Source organism: Teichococcus coralli (assembly GCF_009829925.1).
Taxonomy (GTDB): domain Bacteria; phylum Pseudomonadota; class Alphaproteobacteria; order Acetobacterales; family Acetobacteraceae; genus Pseudoroseomonas; species Pseudoroseomonas coralli.
Window position 1 is genome coordinate 249,241 of the sequence record NZ_SNVJ01000002.1, and the last position, 16,286, is coordinate 265,526.

16 protein-coding genes are annotated in these 16,286 nt (G+C 71.8%); 12 read left to right on the top strand and 4 right to left on the bottom strand.

Annotated features, from left to right (window positions below; translation table 11 throughout):
• Window positions 1–61: 61 nt before the first annotated feature.
• From E0493_RS03225 to E0493_RS03260, 8 genes are all read left to right on the top strand, one after another.
• Complete coding sequence (locus E0493_RS03225; RefSeq protein ID WP_160935471.1) at window positions 62–724, top strand: dienelactone hydrolase family protein; 663 nt, start codon at window positions 62–64, stop codon at window positions 722–724.
• Between the two features lie 5 nt (window positions 725–729).
• Window positions 730–894 carry a hypothetical protein gene (locus tag E0493_RS03230; RefSeq protein ID WP_160935472.1) on the top strand — a complete coding sequence of 55 codons (165 nt, stop codon included), beginning with the start codon at window positions 730–732 and terminating at the stop codon, window positions 892–894.
• A 49-nt stretch (window positions 895–943) separates the two neighbouring features.
• On the top strand, window positions 944–2,224 hold the full coding sequence (locus E0493_RS03235) for a c-type cytochrome (RefSeq protein WP_160935473.1): 1,281 nt from the start codon (window positions 944–946) through the stop codon (window positions 2,222–2,224).
• Window positions 2,221–2,961, top strand: coding sequence for a 2OG-Fe dioxygenase family protein (locus E0493_RS03240; protein WP_160935474.1), 741 nt, complete (start codon window positions 2,221–2,223; stop codon window positions 2,959–2,961). Before E0493_RS03235 ends, E0493_RS03240 begins: the two co-directional genes overlap by 4 nt.
• Before the next feature lie 128 nt (window positions 2,962–3,089).
• Window positions 3,090–5,225: a YjbH domain-containing protein gene (locus E0493_RS03245; protein WP_160935475.1), complete on the top strand. Its 2,136-nt coding sequence runs from the start codon at window positions 3,090–3,092 to the stop codon at window positions 5,223–5,225.
• Between the two features lie 154 nt (window positions 5,226–5,379).
• On the top strand, window positions 5,380–5,712 hold the full coding sequence (trxA, locus tag E0493_RS03250) for a thioredoxin TrxA (protein ID WP_160935476.1): 333 nt from the start codon (window positions 5,380–5,382) through the stop codon (window positions 5,710–5,712).
• Between the two features lie 4 nt (window positions 5,713–5,716).
• Entirely contained in the window at window positions 5,717–5,887 is a 171-nt protein-coding gene (locus E0493_RS03255; RefSeq protein ID WP_160935477.1) for a hypothetical protein, read from the top strand.
• A gap of 322 nt (window positions 5,888–6,209) precedes the next feature.
• On the top strand, window positions 6,210–7,214 hold the full coding sequence (locus E0493_RS03260) for an NAD-dependent epimerase/dehydratase family protein (protein WP_160935478.1): 1,005 nt from the start codon (window positions 6,210–6,212) through the stop codon (window positions 7,212–7,214).
• An 83-nt stretch (window positions 7,215–7,297) separates the two neighbouring features.
• Here E0493_RS03260 and E0493_RS03265 read toward each other — a convergent pair whose 3' ends face one another.
• The 3 genes from E0493_RS03265 to E0493_RS03275 are packed head-to-tail and all read right to left on the bottom strand — an operon-like array spanning window position 7,298 to window position 10,279.
• The gene (locus E0493_RS03265; protein ID WP_160935479.1) at window positions 7,298–8,791 is read right to left on the bottom strand and encodes a tripartite tricarboxylate transporter permease; all 1,494 of its coding nucleotides are present in this window, start codon (window positions 8,789–8,791) and stop codon (window positions 7,298–7,300) included.
• A gap of 4 nt (window positions 8,792–8,795) precedes the next feature.
• Window positions 8,796–9,284, bottom strand: a complete 489-nt coding sequence (locus tag E0493_RS03270) for a tripartite tricarboxylate transporter TctB family protein (protein WP_235913554.1) — start codon at window positions 9,282–9,284, stop codon at window positions 8,796–8,798.
• Window positions 9,285–9,307: 23 nt separating this feature from the next.
• Window positions 9,308–10,279 carry a Bug family tripartite tricarboxylate transporter substrate binding protein gene (locus tag E0493_RS03275; protein ID WP_160935480.1) on the bottom strand — a complete coding sequence of 324 codons (972 nt, stop codon included), beginning with the start codon at window positions 10,277–10,279 and terminating at the stop codon, window positions 9,308–9,310.
• Window positions 10,280–10,431: 152 nt separating this feature from the next.
• On the opposite strand from E0493_RS03275, the gene E0493_RS03280 reads away from it, so the two are divergent.
• Together E0493_RS03280 and E0493_RS03285 are read left to right on the top strand one after the other, a co-directional pair.
• Window positions 10,432–11,955, top strand: a complete 1,524-nt coding sequence (locus tag E0493_RS03280; protein WP_160935481.1) for a hypothetical protein — start codon at window positions 10,432–10,434, stop codon at window positions 11,953–11,955.
• On the top strand, window positions 11,952–12,836 hold the full coding sequence (locus E0493_RS03285) for a hypothetical protein (protein ID WP_160935482.1): 885 nt from the start codon (window positions 11,952–11,954) through the stop codon (window positions 12,834–12,836). Before E0493_RS03280 ends, E0493_RS03285 begins: the two co-directional genes overlap by 4 nt.
• Window positions 12,837–12,863: 27 nt before the next feature.
• Here E0493_RS03285 and E0493_RS03290 read toward each other — a convergent pair whose 3' ends face one another.
• A complete protein-coding gene (locus E0493_RS03290) occupies window positions 12,864–14,150 on the bottom strand; it encodes a UbiH/UbiF/VisC/COQ6 family ubiquinone biosynthesis hydroxylase (RefSeq protein WP_160935483.1) in 1,287 nt (428 codons plus the stop codon).
• Window positions 14,151–14,341: 191 nt separating this feature from the next.
• Between E0493_RS03290 and E0493_RS03295 the strand changes: the two genes are divergently transcribed.
• Both E0493_RS03295 and E0493_RS03300 read left to right on the top strand, forming a co-directional pair.
• Window positions 14,342–14,680: a P-II family nitrogen regulator gene (locus E0493_RS03295; protein WP_160935484.1), complete on the top strand. Its 339-nt coding sequence runs from the start codon at window positions 14,342–14,344 to the stop codon at window positions 14,678–14,680.
• Window positions 14,681–14,721: 41 nt separating this feature from the next.
• On the top strand, window positions 14,722–16,101 hold the full coding sequence (locus E0493_RS03300) for an ammonium transporter (RefSeq protein WP_160935626.1): 1,380 nt from the start codon (window positions 14,722–14,724) through the stop codon (window positions 16,099–16,101).
• Window positions 16,102–16,286 lie beyond the last annotated feature (185 nt).

The window sequence follows — 16,286 nt, forward strand, 5'->3', positions numbered from 1 at the left end:
GCCCGCGGGAAATCGTCCTGCCGCCGGGAGGAACGCAGCACCGGACGATCGAGGGGCCCGCATGCAGATCGAACTCGCCGCCGCCGACGGCCATCGTCTTTCCGCCTGGCGCACCGGGCCGGAGGATGCCTCCCGCGCCCTGGTCGTGGTGCAGGAGATCTTCGGCGTGAACCACCACATGCGCCATGTCTGCGAAGGCTTCGCCAAGGAGGGCTTCGCGGTGGTCTGCCCCGCCTTGTTCGACCGCGCCGAACCTGGCGTCGAGCTGGGCTACGGCCCGGAGGACGTGCAGCAGGGCCGGGCGCTGCGCGGCCGCATCGACCCCGCCTGCACGCTGCTGGATGTGGAGGCCGCCGCGCTCGGCCTGCCGCAGCACGCCAGGCTGGGCATCATCGGCTATTGCTGGGGCGGCACCGTGGCCTGGCACGGCGCCACGCGCAGCCAGCGCTTCGCCGCCGCGGTCGGCTACTACGGCGGCGGCATCGCCGCGGCCAGGGACGAGAAGCCCCGCTGCCCCGTGCAGTTGCACTTCGGCGCCGAGGACCATGGCATTCCGCTCTCCGACGTGGACGCCATCCGGGCCGCCCAGCCCGGGGTCGAAGTCTTTGTCTATCCGGGCGCGGGGCATGGCTTCGCCTGCGAGGAGCGGGCCTCCTACAACCCGGCCGCGACACAGGAGGCGCTGCAGCGCACCCTGCCTTTCCTCAAGAAGCATCTGGGCTGAACGCCATGCTGAACTACCTGCTGCTGGTCGCGGTCACGCTCGGCCTGATGGTTGCGCTGCCGCTCTGGGACCCGGAGGGATTCTCCACGCCGCCCCTGGGCATGCTCGTGCTGCTGGGTGTCGCCGCCCTGGCCATGGCGTTCCGGGGGCGCCACCCGCGCGGCCGCTGAGGCGGCGCGCCCCTTCTCACTGCGGCCCTGGCGCTCCATGCTGGCCTTCATGTTCAGGCTCCAGCCATATTTGGCGCTGCTGCTGGCCCTGGCCACGGTTCCCGCGCCGGCACAGGAGGTGCCGCTGCATGGTGCGCCCGTGCGGGCGCTGGCCGTCGCGGCGGATGGTGCCCGGCTCGCCTCGGGCGGCTTCGACCAGGCCGTGATCGTCTGGCCTGCGGATCTGTCGCGGCCGCTGCAGGTCTCGCGCTGGCACCGCGGCGCCGTGCAGGCGCTGGTGGCGCTTCCCGGCGGCGGCTTCGCCAGCGGCGACACGGAAGGCCGCATCGCACTCTGGCCTGTTGCCGGCGCGCCCTCCCCCGAGCGCGTGCTGGAGGGCCACCAGTCCGCCATCGCCGCGCTGGCGGCGCGGGACGGGCTTCTCCTCTCCGCCGCCTGGGACGGCACGGCACGCCTCTGGAATCTGGCGGATGGCGGCGTGCGGGTCCTGGAGGGCCATGCCGGCCAGGTAACCGCCGCCGCCTTCCGCGCGGACGGCCTGCCGGTGACGGCAGGTGCCGACGGCACCTTGCGCGGCTGGCCGGCGGGCGCCGCCCCCCTCGCCCTCGCTGCGTTCGGCCTGCCGCAGACCGCGCTGGCCGCCTTGCCGGATGGCACCCTGGCCAGTGCCGGGGTGGACGGCGTGGTGCGGCTGCTGGCGCCCGACGGCACGCTGCGGCGGCTGGAGGCGGGCCGCTTGCCGCTTGCCGCGCTCGCCGCTTCCGCCGATGGCACGCTGCTGGCCGCCGCCGGCCCGGCCGGCGACATTTCCGTCTGGACGCTGCCTGCGGGACGCCTGCGGCACAGCCTGCCCTCCGCCGGCCAGGCGGTGTGGGCGCTCGGCTTCAGCCCAGACGGCGGCCGGCTTTTCGCCGGCGGCGCCGACCGCCGCCTGCGCGCCTTCGACATGCGGCGCGGCACCGCCATGGACACCGCGCCACCCCCGCCGCCGGAGGGCCTGGCGGAACTGGACGAGGCCGGCGCACGGGCCTTTCGTGCCTGCGGCGCCTGCCACAGCCTCAGCGCCCCCGCCGCCGGGCAGACGGACCTGAAGGCTGGCCCGCATCTGGCCGGGCTGTTCGGCCGCCGCATGGGGAGCGTGCCGGGCTACCCCTACTCCGAGCGTCTTCGCCGCGGTGATCGCGTCTGGACACCGGAGGGCGTGGCCGAGCTTTTCACCCACGGCCCGGACGTGGTGCTGCCCGGTACGCGGATGCCCGTGCAGGTACTGGACAATCCCGACGAGATGGCAGCACTGCTGCGTTTCCTTCAACAGGCGACACGACCATGAATTCCCGCATTTCCCTTCCGGAACCAGTCGAGGCCATCGCCCGAGAAGGCTTCGTCTCGCTGCCGGCGGCGGTGGCGCGGCGCTTCTTCGACCCGGCGGGCGAGCGTCTCGGCGGCGGCGCCTGGGCGGAGTTCGCCGCCTCCTGGAACGATCTGCGCCCCGACACCTACATGGCCGACTGCGGCCGCTATCGCCTGCGCCGCCATGCCGTGTTCCGGCTGCGTGCCGGCGACCCGGCACTGGAGCGGGAACCGCATCAGCCGCACTATCAGGGCCTCGACTACAACCCGCTGAATGGTGGCGTGCAGCGCTGGTTCGAGCCGGTTTCGCCAGAAACGGGCGGTGGCCCGGCCTTGTCGGCGCTGCTCGGCGGCGCACGCGCCATCTTCGACGCGCTGCGCCCCGGCACCGCCTGGCATGTCGAGATGCACCAGTTCCGCATCCAGGCGCGCCCGGACGAGGCTGGAAAGCCGACCCCCGAAGGCATGCACCGGGATGGCGTTGATTTCGTGCTGGTCACCCTGGTTGGACGCGAGAACGTCGCGGGCGGTGTCACGGGCATCCGCATCGACGGACGCGACGAGGACGCGGCCACCTTCACCCTGCAGGACCCGCTGGACAGCGTCATGCTCGACGACCATCGCGTCTGGCACGGCGTCACGCCCGTGATGCCGCTCGACCCCGCCCGCCCGGGCCACCGCGACGTGCTCGTCCTGACCTTCCGCCGCATGGATTAGTTCGGAGGCCCAGGGGCGCCGCCCCTGGAGCGCCACGGGGATGGCAGTGCCACCCCGGGCGGCGCCTTGCCGCGAAGCGCCGTAATTTCCTGGCGAAGCTTCCGGCATTGGCCTAGAAGCACGAAACCGTGACTCAACCAGCGAGAGCAGCCAGAAAGGCCGCTTCAGCCACCGCGTTCGCCGGTCTGCTGCTGGCCGGGATCGCCACGGCGCGTGCGGAGGAAATCCCGCCCACCGGCAGCGACTTCGGTGGAGTCGGGCTGGTCGAGACCCGCAACGCCCGGATGCGCGAGGACGGCACGCTGGAGGCCGGCGCCGCCCTGCGCCACCAGCGCCGCTTCTGGTTCCTGAACTTCCAGGCGCTGCCCTTCCTTGAAACCACCTTCCGCCTCACCGAGCGGCTGGACGCCACCGCCGGCTCCGGCATGACCACCGACCGCGCCTTCGACCTCAAGCTGCGCCTGCTGCAGGAGAGCGATTATCTGCCCGCCGTCGCGGTCGGGCTGCAGGATTTCATCGGCACCGGCCTCTACTCCGGCGAGTACATCGTCGCCTCCAAGCGCTGGTGGGGGCTCGACCTGACGGCCGGCCTGGGCTGGGGCCGGCTCGGCACGGGCGGCGAATGGAACAACCCCTTCGCCTCGCTCGACGACCGTTTCGCCAGCCGCCCGCGCGACGTCGGGCGCGGCGGCACCGTTCAGCTCAACTGGTTCCGCGGGGAGGACATGGCTCCCTTCGCCGGGGTGGAGTGGTCGGTGCCCGGCGTCGAGACGCCCTGGGGCCGCGTGGAGGGACTCCGCGCCAAGGCCGAATGGTCGGGCGACGCGCTGCGCGACGAGCGCGGCGGCTACCCCGCGCGCCTCCAGGGACTGCGCGGCGAGGCGGAGTCGCGCTTCAACTTCGGCCTGCAATGGACCAACGAATGGCTGGATGCCGGGCTGCATTGGGTGCACGGCACGGACCTGCTGTTCCGCCTTTCGCTGCGGCTGGACCCCGCAGCACCCCCTTCCCTCCCGCCACCGGCACCGCCGCCAATGCCCGTCCGCGCCGCGGAAGTCCCCGCTGGTGAGGCCGCGCGGGCTCGGGCCGTGTTCGATGCGCTGGCCGCTGCCGGCTTTCGGCCGCTCGCCTACCGCCAGGAGGGGGTGGTGGCGGAGATCGCCATCGAGGGCGGCGCCTTCCGCACCCTGCCACAGGTGGCGGCGCGCGTGCTGCGCGCCACCAACGGCGTGTTGCCGGCGGAGACCGGCATGCTTCGCCTGCGCTGGTGGCAGGCCGGGGTGGAGGTGGCCGTGCTCGACGTGCCGCGCGGCGCGCTGGAGGCCATCGCCGCCGGCCAGGGCAGCCCGGAGGAGGCCTGGCTGGGCACCCGGCTGCTGCCAGCCACTGGCGACCTCGCGCCCGGCACCCTGCGCAACCCCGGCCCCTTCTGGGAATGGGAGGTGGCGCCGCGCCTGAACCTGCAGCTTGGCGACCCCTCCCGCACCTTGCGCTGGCAGGCTTCGGTCGCGGCGGGGGCGCGGATCGAGCTGGGCGCGGGCTTCGCCGTGGCGGGCGCGCTGCAGCAGGCCTTGTTCGGCAACCTGTCGGGCGGCCTGCCGTCGGACAGCGTGCTGCCGCATGTCCGCACCGACTATGCCGAGTATGCCCGCGAGGGCGAAACGGCGATCGCCGCCCTCTACGCCGAGCGGATCTGGAACCTTGCCCCGGACGTCTTTGCCCGCACCACGGCGGGATACCTGGAACCGATGTTCGGCGGCGCCTCGGGGGAGGTGCTCTGGCGGCCGCATGACCGCGCCTTCGCCCTGGGCCTGGACCTGAACTGGGTGCGGCAGCGCGACTACGACCAAAAGTTCGGCTTCCGCGACTACTCGGTCGCGACGGGCCATGTCTCTCTCTACGCCGACCTCCCGGTCTGGAACCTCTACGGAATCCTGCGCGCCGGCCGCTACCTGGCCGGCGACTGGGGCGCCACCATCGAGTTGGGCCGCCGCTTCGACTCCGGCATCGAGGTGGGCGGCTTCGCCACCTTCACCAACGTCTCCGCCGCCGAGTTCGGAGAAGGCTCCTTCGACAAGGGCCTCTACGTGCGCATTCCGCTGGACCTTTTCGGCCGGCAGAGCCGCGCCGCCGGCACCGCCCTGATCCGCCCCATCCAGCGCGACGGCGGTCAGCGGCTTTCGGTGGACAATCCCCTATGGGAGGTGACCCGCGATGGCCGCATGGATGCGCTGCGGCGCGGCCTTCCCGGCTACGGGCATTAGGCGGCGCTCCTGAGCCTGGTGCAGGCGGCAGGACGGGCGCGGCGGGCGCAAGGCAGCGCCGCATCGCGCCACGCTTGACCCGGCGCTCACGCCACACAACTCTCCATGGCCGAACCCACGCGCCTTTCCAGGGCGCCCTGAGGAAACAATGGACATGAGCGAACTCACCAAGGCCGTCAGCGACGACAGCTTCAAGCAGGATGTGCTGGAGGCTTCCGGCCCCGTGCTGGTGGACTTCTGGGCCGAATGGTGCGGCCCTTGCCGGATGGTGGCGCCGATCCTCGACGAGATCGCCAAGGACTATGCCGGCCAGCTCACCGTCGCGAAGGTGAACATCGACGAGAACCCGATGACGCCGAACGACTATGCCGTGCGTGGCATTCCCACCATGATCCTGTTCAAGGACGGCAAGCCGGTGGACACCAAGGTCGGCGCCCTGCCGCGCAGCGCCATGAAGGACTGGATCGCCGGCGCCCTCGGCAAGTAACGGCATGGCGGCACCCCTCCGCCGGCGCGTCTGCGGGGGTCTGCTGGCGCCCGCAGGCAGGCTGGCCGCCCTTCCCGCCCCTGCGCGGGTGGTGCATGGCCGCGGCGCCGTGGTGCGGAACCAGGCCGCCCGCTATGGCGCGGCCACCCTGTCCTCTGGCCTGGAACACCCCTGAGGCGCGGCCGTCGGCCTGGACGTGCAGGACCCATCCAGGATCCATGCAGGATCCATGCAGGATCCCCTGGGCTTCCGGGCGCCCTGCGCCCCCCTTCCGATCTGGCCTTGGACGCGGGCAAGGCCGCTCCAGGCCGGAAGGGCAGCCTCTTTCCGGCCGCGCCCAGCGGCACTGGCCCTGAGCACCTTCCCGATCCGCCGGCCAACGAGCAAGGTGGCCGCATCCCGCGGCGGAACCCTGTTCGCGAAGGGCGCCCCCTTGACCCCCGCCGCCCGCGAGCCGGATCCTCACCGGAGCGAAACAGCGTGCAGTGGGGGCGACCATGGCCATTCTCGTGACCGGCGGCGCCGGCTTCGTCGGTCTCAACCTGGTTGAGGCGTTGCTGGCCCGCGGCGAGCATGTCCTCGTCTACGGACGGGAAGCCTTGCCGCCCGCCGCCGGCGCCGCCTTCGCCCCCTTGCCCGGCCGGCTCGACCTCGTGCAGGGCGATGTGCTGGACACCGCTTCCCTCGCTGCCGTCCTTGCCCGGCACAGGGTGAGCGCCATGTTCCCGTTCGCCGCCATCACGGCCGGGCCGCGGCGCGAGGCCGAGCAGACCGAGACGATCCTCCAGGTGAACCTGATCGGCGCGGTCAACCAGCTCCGCGCCGCGCGCGATGCGGGGGTGGGGCGGATCGTCTTTCCCTCCTCCATCGCCGTCTATGGCGAGAGCCAGCGCCTGCCAGGACCGATGCGGGAGGACAGCACTCCGCCGGTGCCGATCTCGGTCTACGGCATCACCAAATACGCCGGCGAACGGATGGCGCTGCGGCTTCGTGAGCTTTGGGGCCTCGACCTGGTCTGCGCCCGCATCGGCGGCGTCTTCGGTCCCTGGGAGCGCGACACCGGCCTGCGCGACCTGCTGACGCCGCACATGCATCTCGCGGTCGCGGCGCTGCGCGGCCAGGCGGCGGTGCTGCCCGCCACCCTGTTTCCCCGCCCCTGGGTCTATGCGCGCGACCTCGCGCGCGGGCTGCTCCTGCTGCTCGACGCGCCGCAGCCGCGCTGGCCCGTCTACAACATCTCCTCAGGCGTGGAATGGGGTGCGCGCATCCTGCTTTGGGCGGAGACCCTGGCGCATCATTACCCCGGGTTTCGCTGGCGGCAGTCGGCGGACCCGTCCGAAGTGACGGTGCCCTTTCACGACGATGGGCCCCGCGCGGTGGAGGACATCGGGCGCATGCGCGGCGAGTTCGGCTATGCGCCGGCGTTCCTTCCCGAGGCAGCCTATGCCGACTATGCGCGGTGGCTTGCGGCGGCGCCGGGCTATCTGGTGCCTGCGCAATGAAAAAAAGGTCCGGAGGAAGGAATTCCCCCGGACCTCGGTCCTTCCCTCCCTGCCGCCGCGCGCCGGCGGGCAGCGCGGAGCCCTCAGATCCGCCGTGCCACCATCGTCCAGAGCCGCGGCCCAAGCAGCGCCAGCAGCGCCAGGATCAGGATGCAGAGCGAGATCGGCCGGGTGATGAAGGTCGTCCAGTCGCCCTGGCTGATGGTCAGCGCCTGGCGCATCGCCTGCTCGGCCATCGGGCCGAGGATCATGCCGATCACCACCGGCGCCTGCGGGAAATCGAAGCGCCGCATGAACATCGCCACCACCCCGATGCCGTAGAGCAGCGCCAGGTCCACCACGCTGTTGCTGATGCCGTAGGTGCCGATCGTGGCGAAGACCAGGATGCCGGCATAGAGCTGCGGCGTTGGGATCTTCAGGATGCGCGCCCAGAGGCCCACCAGCGGCAGGTTCAGCACCACCAGCATGATGTTGGCGATGTAGAGCGAGGCGATCAGCGTCCAGACCAGCTCGCCCTGCGTCACGAAGAGCAGCGGCCCCGGCTGGATGCCGTAGGACTGGAAGGCCGAGAGCATGATCGCCGCGGTCGCCGAGGTGGGCAGGCCGAGGGTGAGCATCGGCACCAGCACGCCGGCGGCGGCGGCGTTGTTGGCCGCCTCCGGGCCGGCGACGCCCTCGATGGCGCCGGTGGTGCCGAACTCCTCGCGGTACTTGGCGCGCACCAGCTTGCGCTCGGCGAAGTAGCTCAGCATGGTCGGCATCTCGGTGCCTCCCGCCGGCATCACGCCGAAGGGGAAGCCGAGCAGCGCGCCGCGCAGCCAGGGACCGATGCTGCGCTTCCAGTCCTCGCGCGACATCATCAGCTTGCCGACCTCGCGCACCTCCTGCTTGCCCTCGACGTGCCGCCAGGCCAGGTAGAGCGTCTCGCCCACGGCGAAGAGCGCGACGGCGACGAGCACCACGTCCACGCCGTCCAGCAGTTCCGTGACCCCAAAGGTCAGGCGCGGCTGGCCGGTCTGCAGGTCGATCCCGACGAGGCCGATCATCAGGCCGAAGCCGAGCGAGGTCAGCCCGCGCAGCGCCGAGCCGCCGAGCACGGCGGAGACGGTGACGAAGCACAGCACCATCAGCGAGAAATACTCGGCCGGCCCCAGCTTCAGGGCCAGTTCCACCACGATCGGGCCGAGAAAGGAGATGCCGAGCGTGCCGATGGTGCCGGCCACGAAGCTGCCGACGGCGGAGGTGAACAGCGCCGGGCCGGCACGGCCGTTGCGCGCCATCTTGGCGCCTTCCAGCGCGGTGATGATGGAGCCGGATTCGCCGGGCGTGTTGAGCAGGATGGAGGTGGTGGAACCGCCATACATCGCGCCGTAGAACACGCCGCAGAACAGGATGAAGGCGCCTGTCGCGCTGACCTTGAAGGTGATGGGCAGCAGCAGCGCGATGGTCAGCGCCGGGCCGATGCCCGGCAGCACGCCGATCGCGGTGCCGAGGAAGCAGCCCAGCAGCGCCCAGCCGAGATTGGTGATGGTGAGCGCGTTGCTGAAGCCGAAGGAGAGGCCGGACCAGACATCCATGGTCTCAAAGGATCCCTTCCAGGATGCCGGCGCCGATGTTGACGCCCAGCAGCTTGTCGAAGGCCAGGAAGGCCCCGAAGGTCACGGCGACGCCGATCAGCAGGTCGCGGAGCGGATGGCGGCTGCCGAAGGCCGCCGCCACCAGGACGAACTGCGCGGTGGCCGCGAAGACGAAGCCGAGTGTGTCGATCAGCAGCAGGTTGACCACCAGGCCGGCGCCGAGCAGGCCGAGCGCGCGCCAGTTGGTGGCCGGCGCCTCGGCCATCTCCTCCAGGTCGCGCGACCAGCCGCCGCGCAGCGCCACCGCGGTCAGGCCGAGCCCGACCGCGACAACCAGCGCGCCCACCAGGTAGGGCATGAATTTCGGCCCGACCTGCGCATAGAGCGGGGTGACCGGAATCGCCGCCGCCTGCCAAAGGCAGAGCAGGCCAAGCAGCACCACGAACAATCCGACCGCCAGGTCGGGCCCCGCACCGGGCTTCACGCGCATCATTCCGGCTCTCCCGCCCAGGGCCGTCAGATCAGGCCGACTTCCTTCAGCACCTCGGCGGTCGCCTTCTCGTCCTGCTTCAGGAAGGCCTCGAAGGCGTCGCCGGCAAGGAAGGCGTCCTCCCAGCCCTGGCGGTCCAGCAGTTCCTTCCAGGCCGGCAGGTTGTGCAGGTCGGTAAAGAACTGCACCAGCTTCGTCTTTTCATCGGCCTTCAGGCCGGGCGGGCCGAACACGCCGCGCCAGTTGCCAAGGACGATGTCCACGCCCTTCTCCTTCAGGGTCGGCACGTCGGGCAGGCTGCGCTGGTCGCCGCTGGTGGCCAGCGCCCGCATCCGGCCTGCCTTGATCTGCTCGGCGAATTCGGAAACGCCGGAGATGCCGGCCTTCACCTGCGCGCCGAGGATGGCCGCCTGCGCCGGGCCACCGCCGGCGAAGGCGACGTAGGACGCGTCCTTCGCCGAACGGCCCTGCGACTTCAGCAGCAGCCCGAGCAGGATGTGGTCGACGCCGCCGGCGCTGCCGCCGGCCACCGAGGTGGCGCCGGGGTTGCTCTTCAGCGCGGCGAGGAAATCCTCCAGCGTCTTCAGGTCGCTGCTGGCGGGAACGACGATGATGCCCGGCTCGGTGGTCATCCGCGCGAGGGGCGTGACGTCCTTCAGCCCGATCGGCGTCTTGTTGGCGAGCACCGCGCCCACCATCACGGCGCCGCCGACCATGAAGCTGTTGCCGTCGCCGCGGCGCTGGCCCACAAAGCGCGGCAGCCCGACCGTGCCGCCGGCGCCGCCGACATTCTCGAACTGGAAGCTGCCGACCATGCCGGCCTGGCGGGCGATCTGCTCGATGGCACGGCCGAGTCCGTCCCAGCCGCCACCCGGGCCGGCGGGGATGAATGCGTGCATGGAGGCGAAGCGCTGCTGCTGCTGCGCCAGGGCGGAACGCCCCAGCAGGGGCAGCGCGGCGCCGGCGACAGCGGCGGACAGGAGGTGGCGGCGCAGCATGATCGTCTCCTCGGACGGTTCTTTACCTTGGCAGAAGTTGCGCGATAGCGAGGCGGTCGGCAAATCGCAAATGTCTATTCCGTAGGTTGCGCAATGCTTGCGCCGCACCATGGCCGCTCGCATTCTGGAGGCGGCAAGGGGATTGTTTCTGGATGCGACTACGCTTGGGCCTGGTGCTCGCTCTGCTCTCCGCACCATGGACAGGAGGCCTCACCCCGGCGGCGCTGTTTCCCGCCGCCCTGGCGCAACAGCCCCCCGCCCGCGCCTCCGTACCCTCGGCCGCGTCGCAGCGCCCCGCCACGCGCGAGGTGGTGGTGGCGAACGAACTCGGCCTGAGCCTGAGCGAGCTGTACGTGACCCCCGCCGGCAGCGTCGAGCCGGGCACCGACCGGCTGGAGGGCGACACCCTGCCCAACGGCGCCACCCTGCGCGTCTCCCTCGGCCGCCAGCGCCTTTGCCTTTTCGACCTGCGGGCGGTCCTGGCCGACGGCAGCGAGGAGGAGAAGCGCGGCGTGGACATCTGCCGCAACGGGCGCGTCGTCTTTGGCGACCCCTCGCTGCCCCTGCGCGAGGCGACCGTGGTGAACGACACCGACCTCGCGATGCGCGAGCTCTACGCGATGCCGGCTGGCGCGCCGCAGCGCGGGCCCGACCGGCTGGCCTCCGAAACGGTTCCGGCGGAGGGCAGCGTGACCCTGCGCCTCGGCCGTGCCCGCGCCTGCCTCTACGACGTCACCGCCGTCTTCGAGGACGATTCGGTGCAGGAGCGCCGCCGGGTGGACCTCTGCCGGCGCAGCCGCGTCGCCTTCGGCGACCCCTCCATCCCCTGGCGCGAGGCCGAGGTGGTCAACGGCAACGACCATGCGATCCGCAATCTCTACGCCGCCACCGGCGCGCCCGGCGCCGAGCGCGCCGGGGCGACGAGCTGGGGCACCGATCGGCTCGGCTCGGCAACCATTGAGCCCGGCGCCCGCCTGCGCCTGCGGCTGCGCAGCCGGACCTGCCAGGTGGACCTGCGCGCCGTTTATGACGACGAGACCGCCGAGGAGAAGCTCAACACCGACCTGTGCACGCAGCCGCGCGTGGTGTTCGACGGCAGCGGCATTCCACGCCAGCCGGAGCGCAGCTTCATCCTGGTGAACCGCGAGCCCGCGCCGCTGCAGGAGGTCTACGCCTCCGGCGTGGACGACAGCGACTGGGGTGGGAACCGCCTGGAGGCTCCGCCGCTGGAGCGCGGCGGGCGCGCCGAGCTGGTGCTGCGCAGCGCCTGCGAGATCGACCTGCGGGTGGTCTTCGCCAATGGCGGCGCCGAGGAGCGGCGTGGCCTCAACATCTGCGACAACGGCCTCGTCGTGCTGCGGCCGGGCTGGACGCTGGCGGAACGGCTCGACCAGGGCGCCGGACCGGTGGAACCCGGGCCGCCACGCGAAGGCAGCGTACGGCTGCGCAATCTCGGCCCGGCGCCGATCGTGCAGATCTACGTGGACCCGGTCGGCGCGCCGCGCGGGCCGGACCGGCTCGGCAGCACCGTCCTCGGCCGCGGCGAGACGCTGGACTTCCAGCCGCCCGAGGCGGTGGGCTGCACCGGGCACCTGCGCGTCGTCTTCCGCAACGGCCAGGAGATCGACCGCCCGCGTTTCGACCTTTGCTCCGGCACCGAGGTGGCCCTGCCATGACCCGCTTCCCGCTTTCCGGCCTGCTGGCGGTGCTGCTGCCGCTCGGCTCCGCGCTGGCCCAGGTGCCGGCCCAAGGGGCGGCCGCCGCGCCGGCCGAGATGCCGCCCATTGCCGCGCCGCTGCGAGGTGCCTGGTTCGCCGGCGAATGCATCGCCCCCACGGCCATGCTGCAGCTCACCGCGCGTGCCGTGGCGCGGCTGCCGGCGGACGGGCCGGCGCGGCTGATCCGCTTCGCCGAGGCGCGCCCGCTGGAAGGCTGGCACATGGGCACCGGGCGCGGCGCGGAAGCACCCCGGGTGCTGCTGCGGGGCGATGCCGGGAAGCTGGAGACGGCCGAGCCCGACGCCAAGCTGCGCGACGACCAGCTTCCCGGCGCCACCCCGGTCCAGGCCTGGCACCGCTGTCCGGCACCGCCGCCTTCCTTTGCCGCCCTGCACGGCGAGGGGCTTGCCTTTCTTGCTTCCTTGGAAGTGCTGGAGGCCGCCTGCGGCGTGCCGGGCGCCAATGTCGGCGACTGCGTGAAGGCCGTGGTGGCGGAAGGCGACATCTCCGGCGACCGCCTGCTGTCCGTGGCCGAGATCGCGCGGCTGGTGCGCGGCATGACCTGGGTGCTGGCGGCGGCCGATGACGCCGGGCCGGAAAACCTGGCGGCGGCGGGCGGCGGCGGCGTGCTGGCCGGCGTGGCGCTGGCGCGGTTCGCCATGGAGAGCCTGGACTACGACGGCGACGGCAAGCTTTCCGCCGCCGAGCTGGGGCAGGACCGCGCCGCCTTCCCGAAGGCCGGCGGCAGCGAGAACGGGCGGCCGCTGCGCCTGGAAGGCGTGCAGGAGGGCGTGAACCTTCTCCGCAGCCTGATTGACGGCCTGCTGTTCAGCGAGTGACCCGCGCGCGCCGGCGGGGTGGCGGCGTCACCCCGGAGGGAGGCCGGCGCCTTCCCCGGCGGGGCGGCCAAGCATCAGCCCGCCCGTCACCGGGCCGAAGCCCATGGCCCGCCGGGCGAAGAAGCCCTTCAGCGCGGGCATCCGTTCCACCGCCGCGAGACCGAGGCGGCGGGCCAGCCGCAACGGTGGCAGGCTGTTGCCGAACAGCCGCTCCAGGGCGTGCGTGGCGCCGAGCATGAGCAGCGCATCCGGCCGGCGCGCCGCCTGGTAGCGGGCCAGCAGCCCTGCCCCGCCGGCATCCTCGCCGCGCGCATGGGCCGCGATCACCAGCTCGGCCAGGGTGGCGACGTCGCGGAAGCCGAGGTTGAGCCCCTGCCCCGCGATCGGATGAATGCCATGCGCCGCGTCACCCACCAGGGCGAGGCGGGCATCGGTGTAGCGCATCGCGTGCATGGCGGTAAGCGGGTAGGACCAGCGGCGGCCGATCGGGGTGACCCTGCCGAGATGGTCGCCCATGCGGCGCTGGATCTCGCGCCCGTACTCGGCATCCGGCAGCTTCAGCATGCGCTCGGCGATGGCCCGCTTCTCCGACCAGACGATGGCGGAGGCATTCGGGTGCTCGGGTGTCGGCGCAAGCGGAAGCTGGGCGAAGGGGCCATTGGGCAGGAACTGCTCCAAGGCCAGCTGCTCGTGCGGCAGCTCGTGCGCCACGGCGCCGACCAGACCCATCTGGCGGTAGTCGAGGGTCGCGGCGCCGATGCCCGCCAGTTGCCGCAACGGCGAGCGGCGTCCCTCCGCACCCACCACAAGCCGCGCGGCGATGAGCTCCCCGGTCGAAAGGCGCACCTCCGCCCCCTCCGGGCCACGGGTCACCTCCGCATGGGCGGGCGCGTGGATGGAAAGATGGGCCAGCTCCCTCATCCGCTCGTTCAGCGCCATGCGCAGCGCCCGCGCCTCCACCATCCAGCCGAAAGGGCCCATGCCGGTTTCCGCAGCATCGAAATGCAGCGCCATCCGGCTGGGCCGCTCCCCCGGCAGCCCGTCGGCGCAGCGGATGCGGGTGATCGGCCCCGGCGCCCAGGGCAAATGCCCCCAGATGCCGCCGGCCTCCAGCAGGTTCCGGCTGGTCAAGGCGATGGCATAGGCGCGGCCGTCGAACTCCGGCAGCTCCATGGGCGGCAAGGGCGCGGCATCCACGACGGCGGTGGGCACGCCCGAGGCGGCGAGCGTGGCGGCAAGCGTGGCGCCGACGGGACCGGCGCCGACGATGCAAACAGCGACCTCGCGCCGGGAAGACAGGGGAGTTGGGCTCATGGCGCCATTCTGCCCCGGCAGCTTCCCGGCAGGAAGGGCACCCGCCGCCGGACCCGGAGGCAATCGCCTAAATTTTGTGCATGAGGGGATCGTGAAAGCTTGCGCTTGGCTTTTCGCGGCTGGGAAAGCCGGTCTGGCACGGCGCTCGCATCAGCCCTCCCGGCTAGGCGGAAGAGAAGGGGGCGCGGCATATGAAGCTCGTGATGGCGATCATCAAGCCTTTCAAGCTGGACGAGGTGCGCGAGGCGCTCACCCCACTCGGCGTGCAGGGGCTTACCGTCACCGAGGTGAAGGGATTCGGCCGGCAGAAGGGCCAGACCGAGATCTATCGCGGCGCGGAGTACCACGTCTCCTTCCTGCCGAAGCTGAAGATCGAGGTGGTGGTTCCGGACGACATGGTCGATGCGGTGGTCGAGGCCGTCGCCAACACCGCGCGCACCGGAAAGATCGGCGACGGCAAGGTCTTCGTGCTCGACGTGGAGCGCGCGCTGCGCATCCGCACGGGCGAGACCGACAGCTCGGCGCTGTGATGCCGCTCAGCCTTCATCAGAAGACAATGGAAACGAGGATGATGCGAGCGATCGCACGAGCTGTTGCCAAGCGGGAGATCACCCGCGGAATCGTTCCCTGGGCTGGCCGCGCGGCCGCGCTGCTGCCGGCGCTGCTCCTCGCAGCCCCGGCGAGCGCGCAGGACGCGGCGACGGTGAGCGCCGGCGACACCGCCTGGATGCTGACCAGCACCGCCCTGGTGCTGATGATGACCATTCCGGGCCTGGCGCTGTTCTATGCCGGCATGGTGCGCAAGAAGAACGTGCTTGCCACCATGATGCAGTCCTTCTTCCTGGCGGCGCTGGTCAGCGTGGTCTGGATGGTGGCGGGCTACAGCCTGGCCTTCGGCGAGGGCGGCGCCTATGTGGGCGACTTCTCGCGGCTGTTCCTCGCCGGCATCGCCGAAGGCTGGGACGGTCCCTTCACGCTCGGCAGCGGCGACGGCGCGGTGGCCTTCACCATTCCCGAAACCGTCTTCATCATGTTCCAGATGACCTTCGCCATCATCACCCCGGCACTGGCCACGGGGGCGATGGCGGACCGCCTGAAGTTCTCCTCGCTCTGCGTCTTCACCGTGCTGTGGTCGCTGCTGATCTACAGCCCGATCTGCCACTGGGTCTGGCATCCGAACGGCTGGATCTTCGGCCTGGGCGCGCTGGACTTCGCCGGCGGCACGGTGGTGCACATCAACGCCGGCGTCGCCGGCCTCGTGGGCGCGCTGGTGCTGGGCAAGCGGACGGGCCTTGGCTCCGAGAACATGGCGCCGTTCAACCTGGCCCTGGCGGTGATCGGCGCCGGGCTGCTCTGGGTGGGCTGGTTCGGCTTCAACGCGGGCTCCGCCGGCGCGGCGGGCGGCCGCGCGGGCATGGCCATGCTGGTGACGCAGCTCGCCGCCGCCGCCGCGGCCCTGGCCTGGGCGGCGGCCGAGTGGATCACCAAGGGCAAGCCCTCGGTGCTGGGCGCGATCTCCGGCGCGGTGGCGGGCCTGGTGGCCATCACCCCGGCGGCCGGCTTCGTGCTGCCGGGCGCGGCGCTGGTGATCGGCGTGATCGCGGGCCTGGCCGGCTTCTGGGGCGCCACGGCGCTGAAGCACTGGTGCGGCTACGATGACAGCCTGGACGCCTTCGGCGTGCACGGCATCTGCGGCATCGCCGGTGCGCTGCTGACCGGCATCTTCGCCTATGGGCCGCTCTCCGCCACCCCGGCCTCGCCGAACGGCATCGCGGGGTCCTTCGGGCAGTTCATGCTGCAGCTCTACGCAGTGCTGGCCACCATGGCCTTCACCGCCATCGGCACGTTCATCATCCTGAAGGCGATCGACGTGGTGATGGGCCTGCGGGTGAGCGAGGAGTCCGAGCGGGAAGGCCTCGACGTCTCGCTGCACGGCGAGCGGCTTGGCTAGGCCGGCCTTTCCTGCCTGAGCGGCGGAAGGGGGCGCGGGGAACCATCCCGGCGCCCCTTTTTCATTGCGTGGCCGCTCGGCCCATCCCATGCGCCGCCGCGGCCGTTCGATCGCCGGGCTGCCACGCCGCAGGGGCGGTGATCCGGCCAGCACGCGGGATCGCGCCCATCCTCCAGGGCACGCCT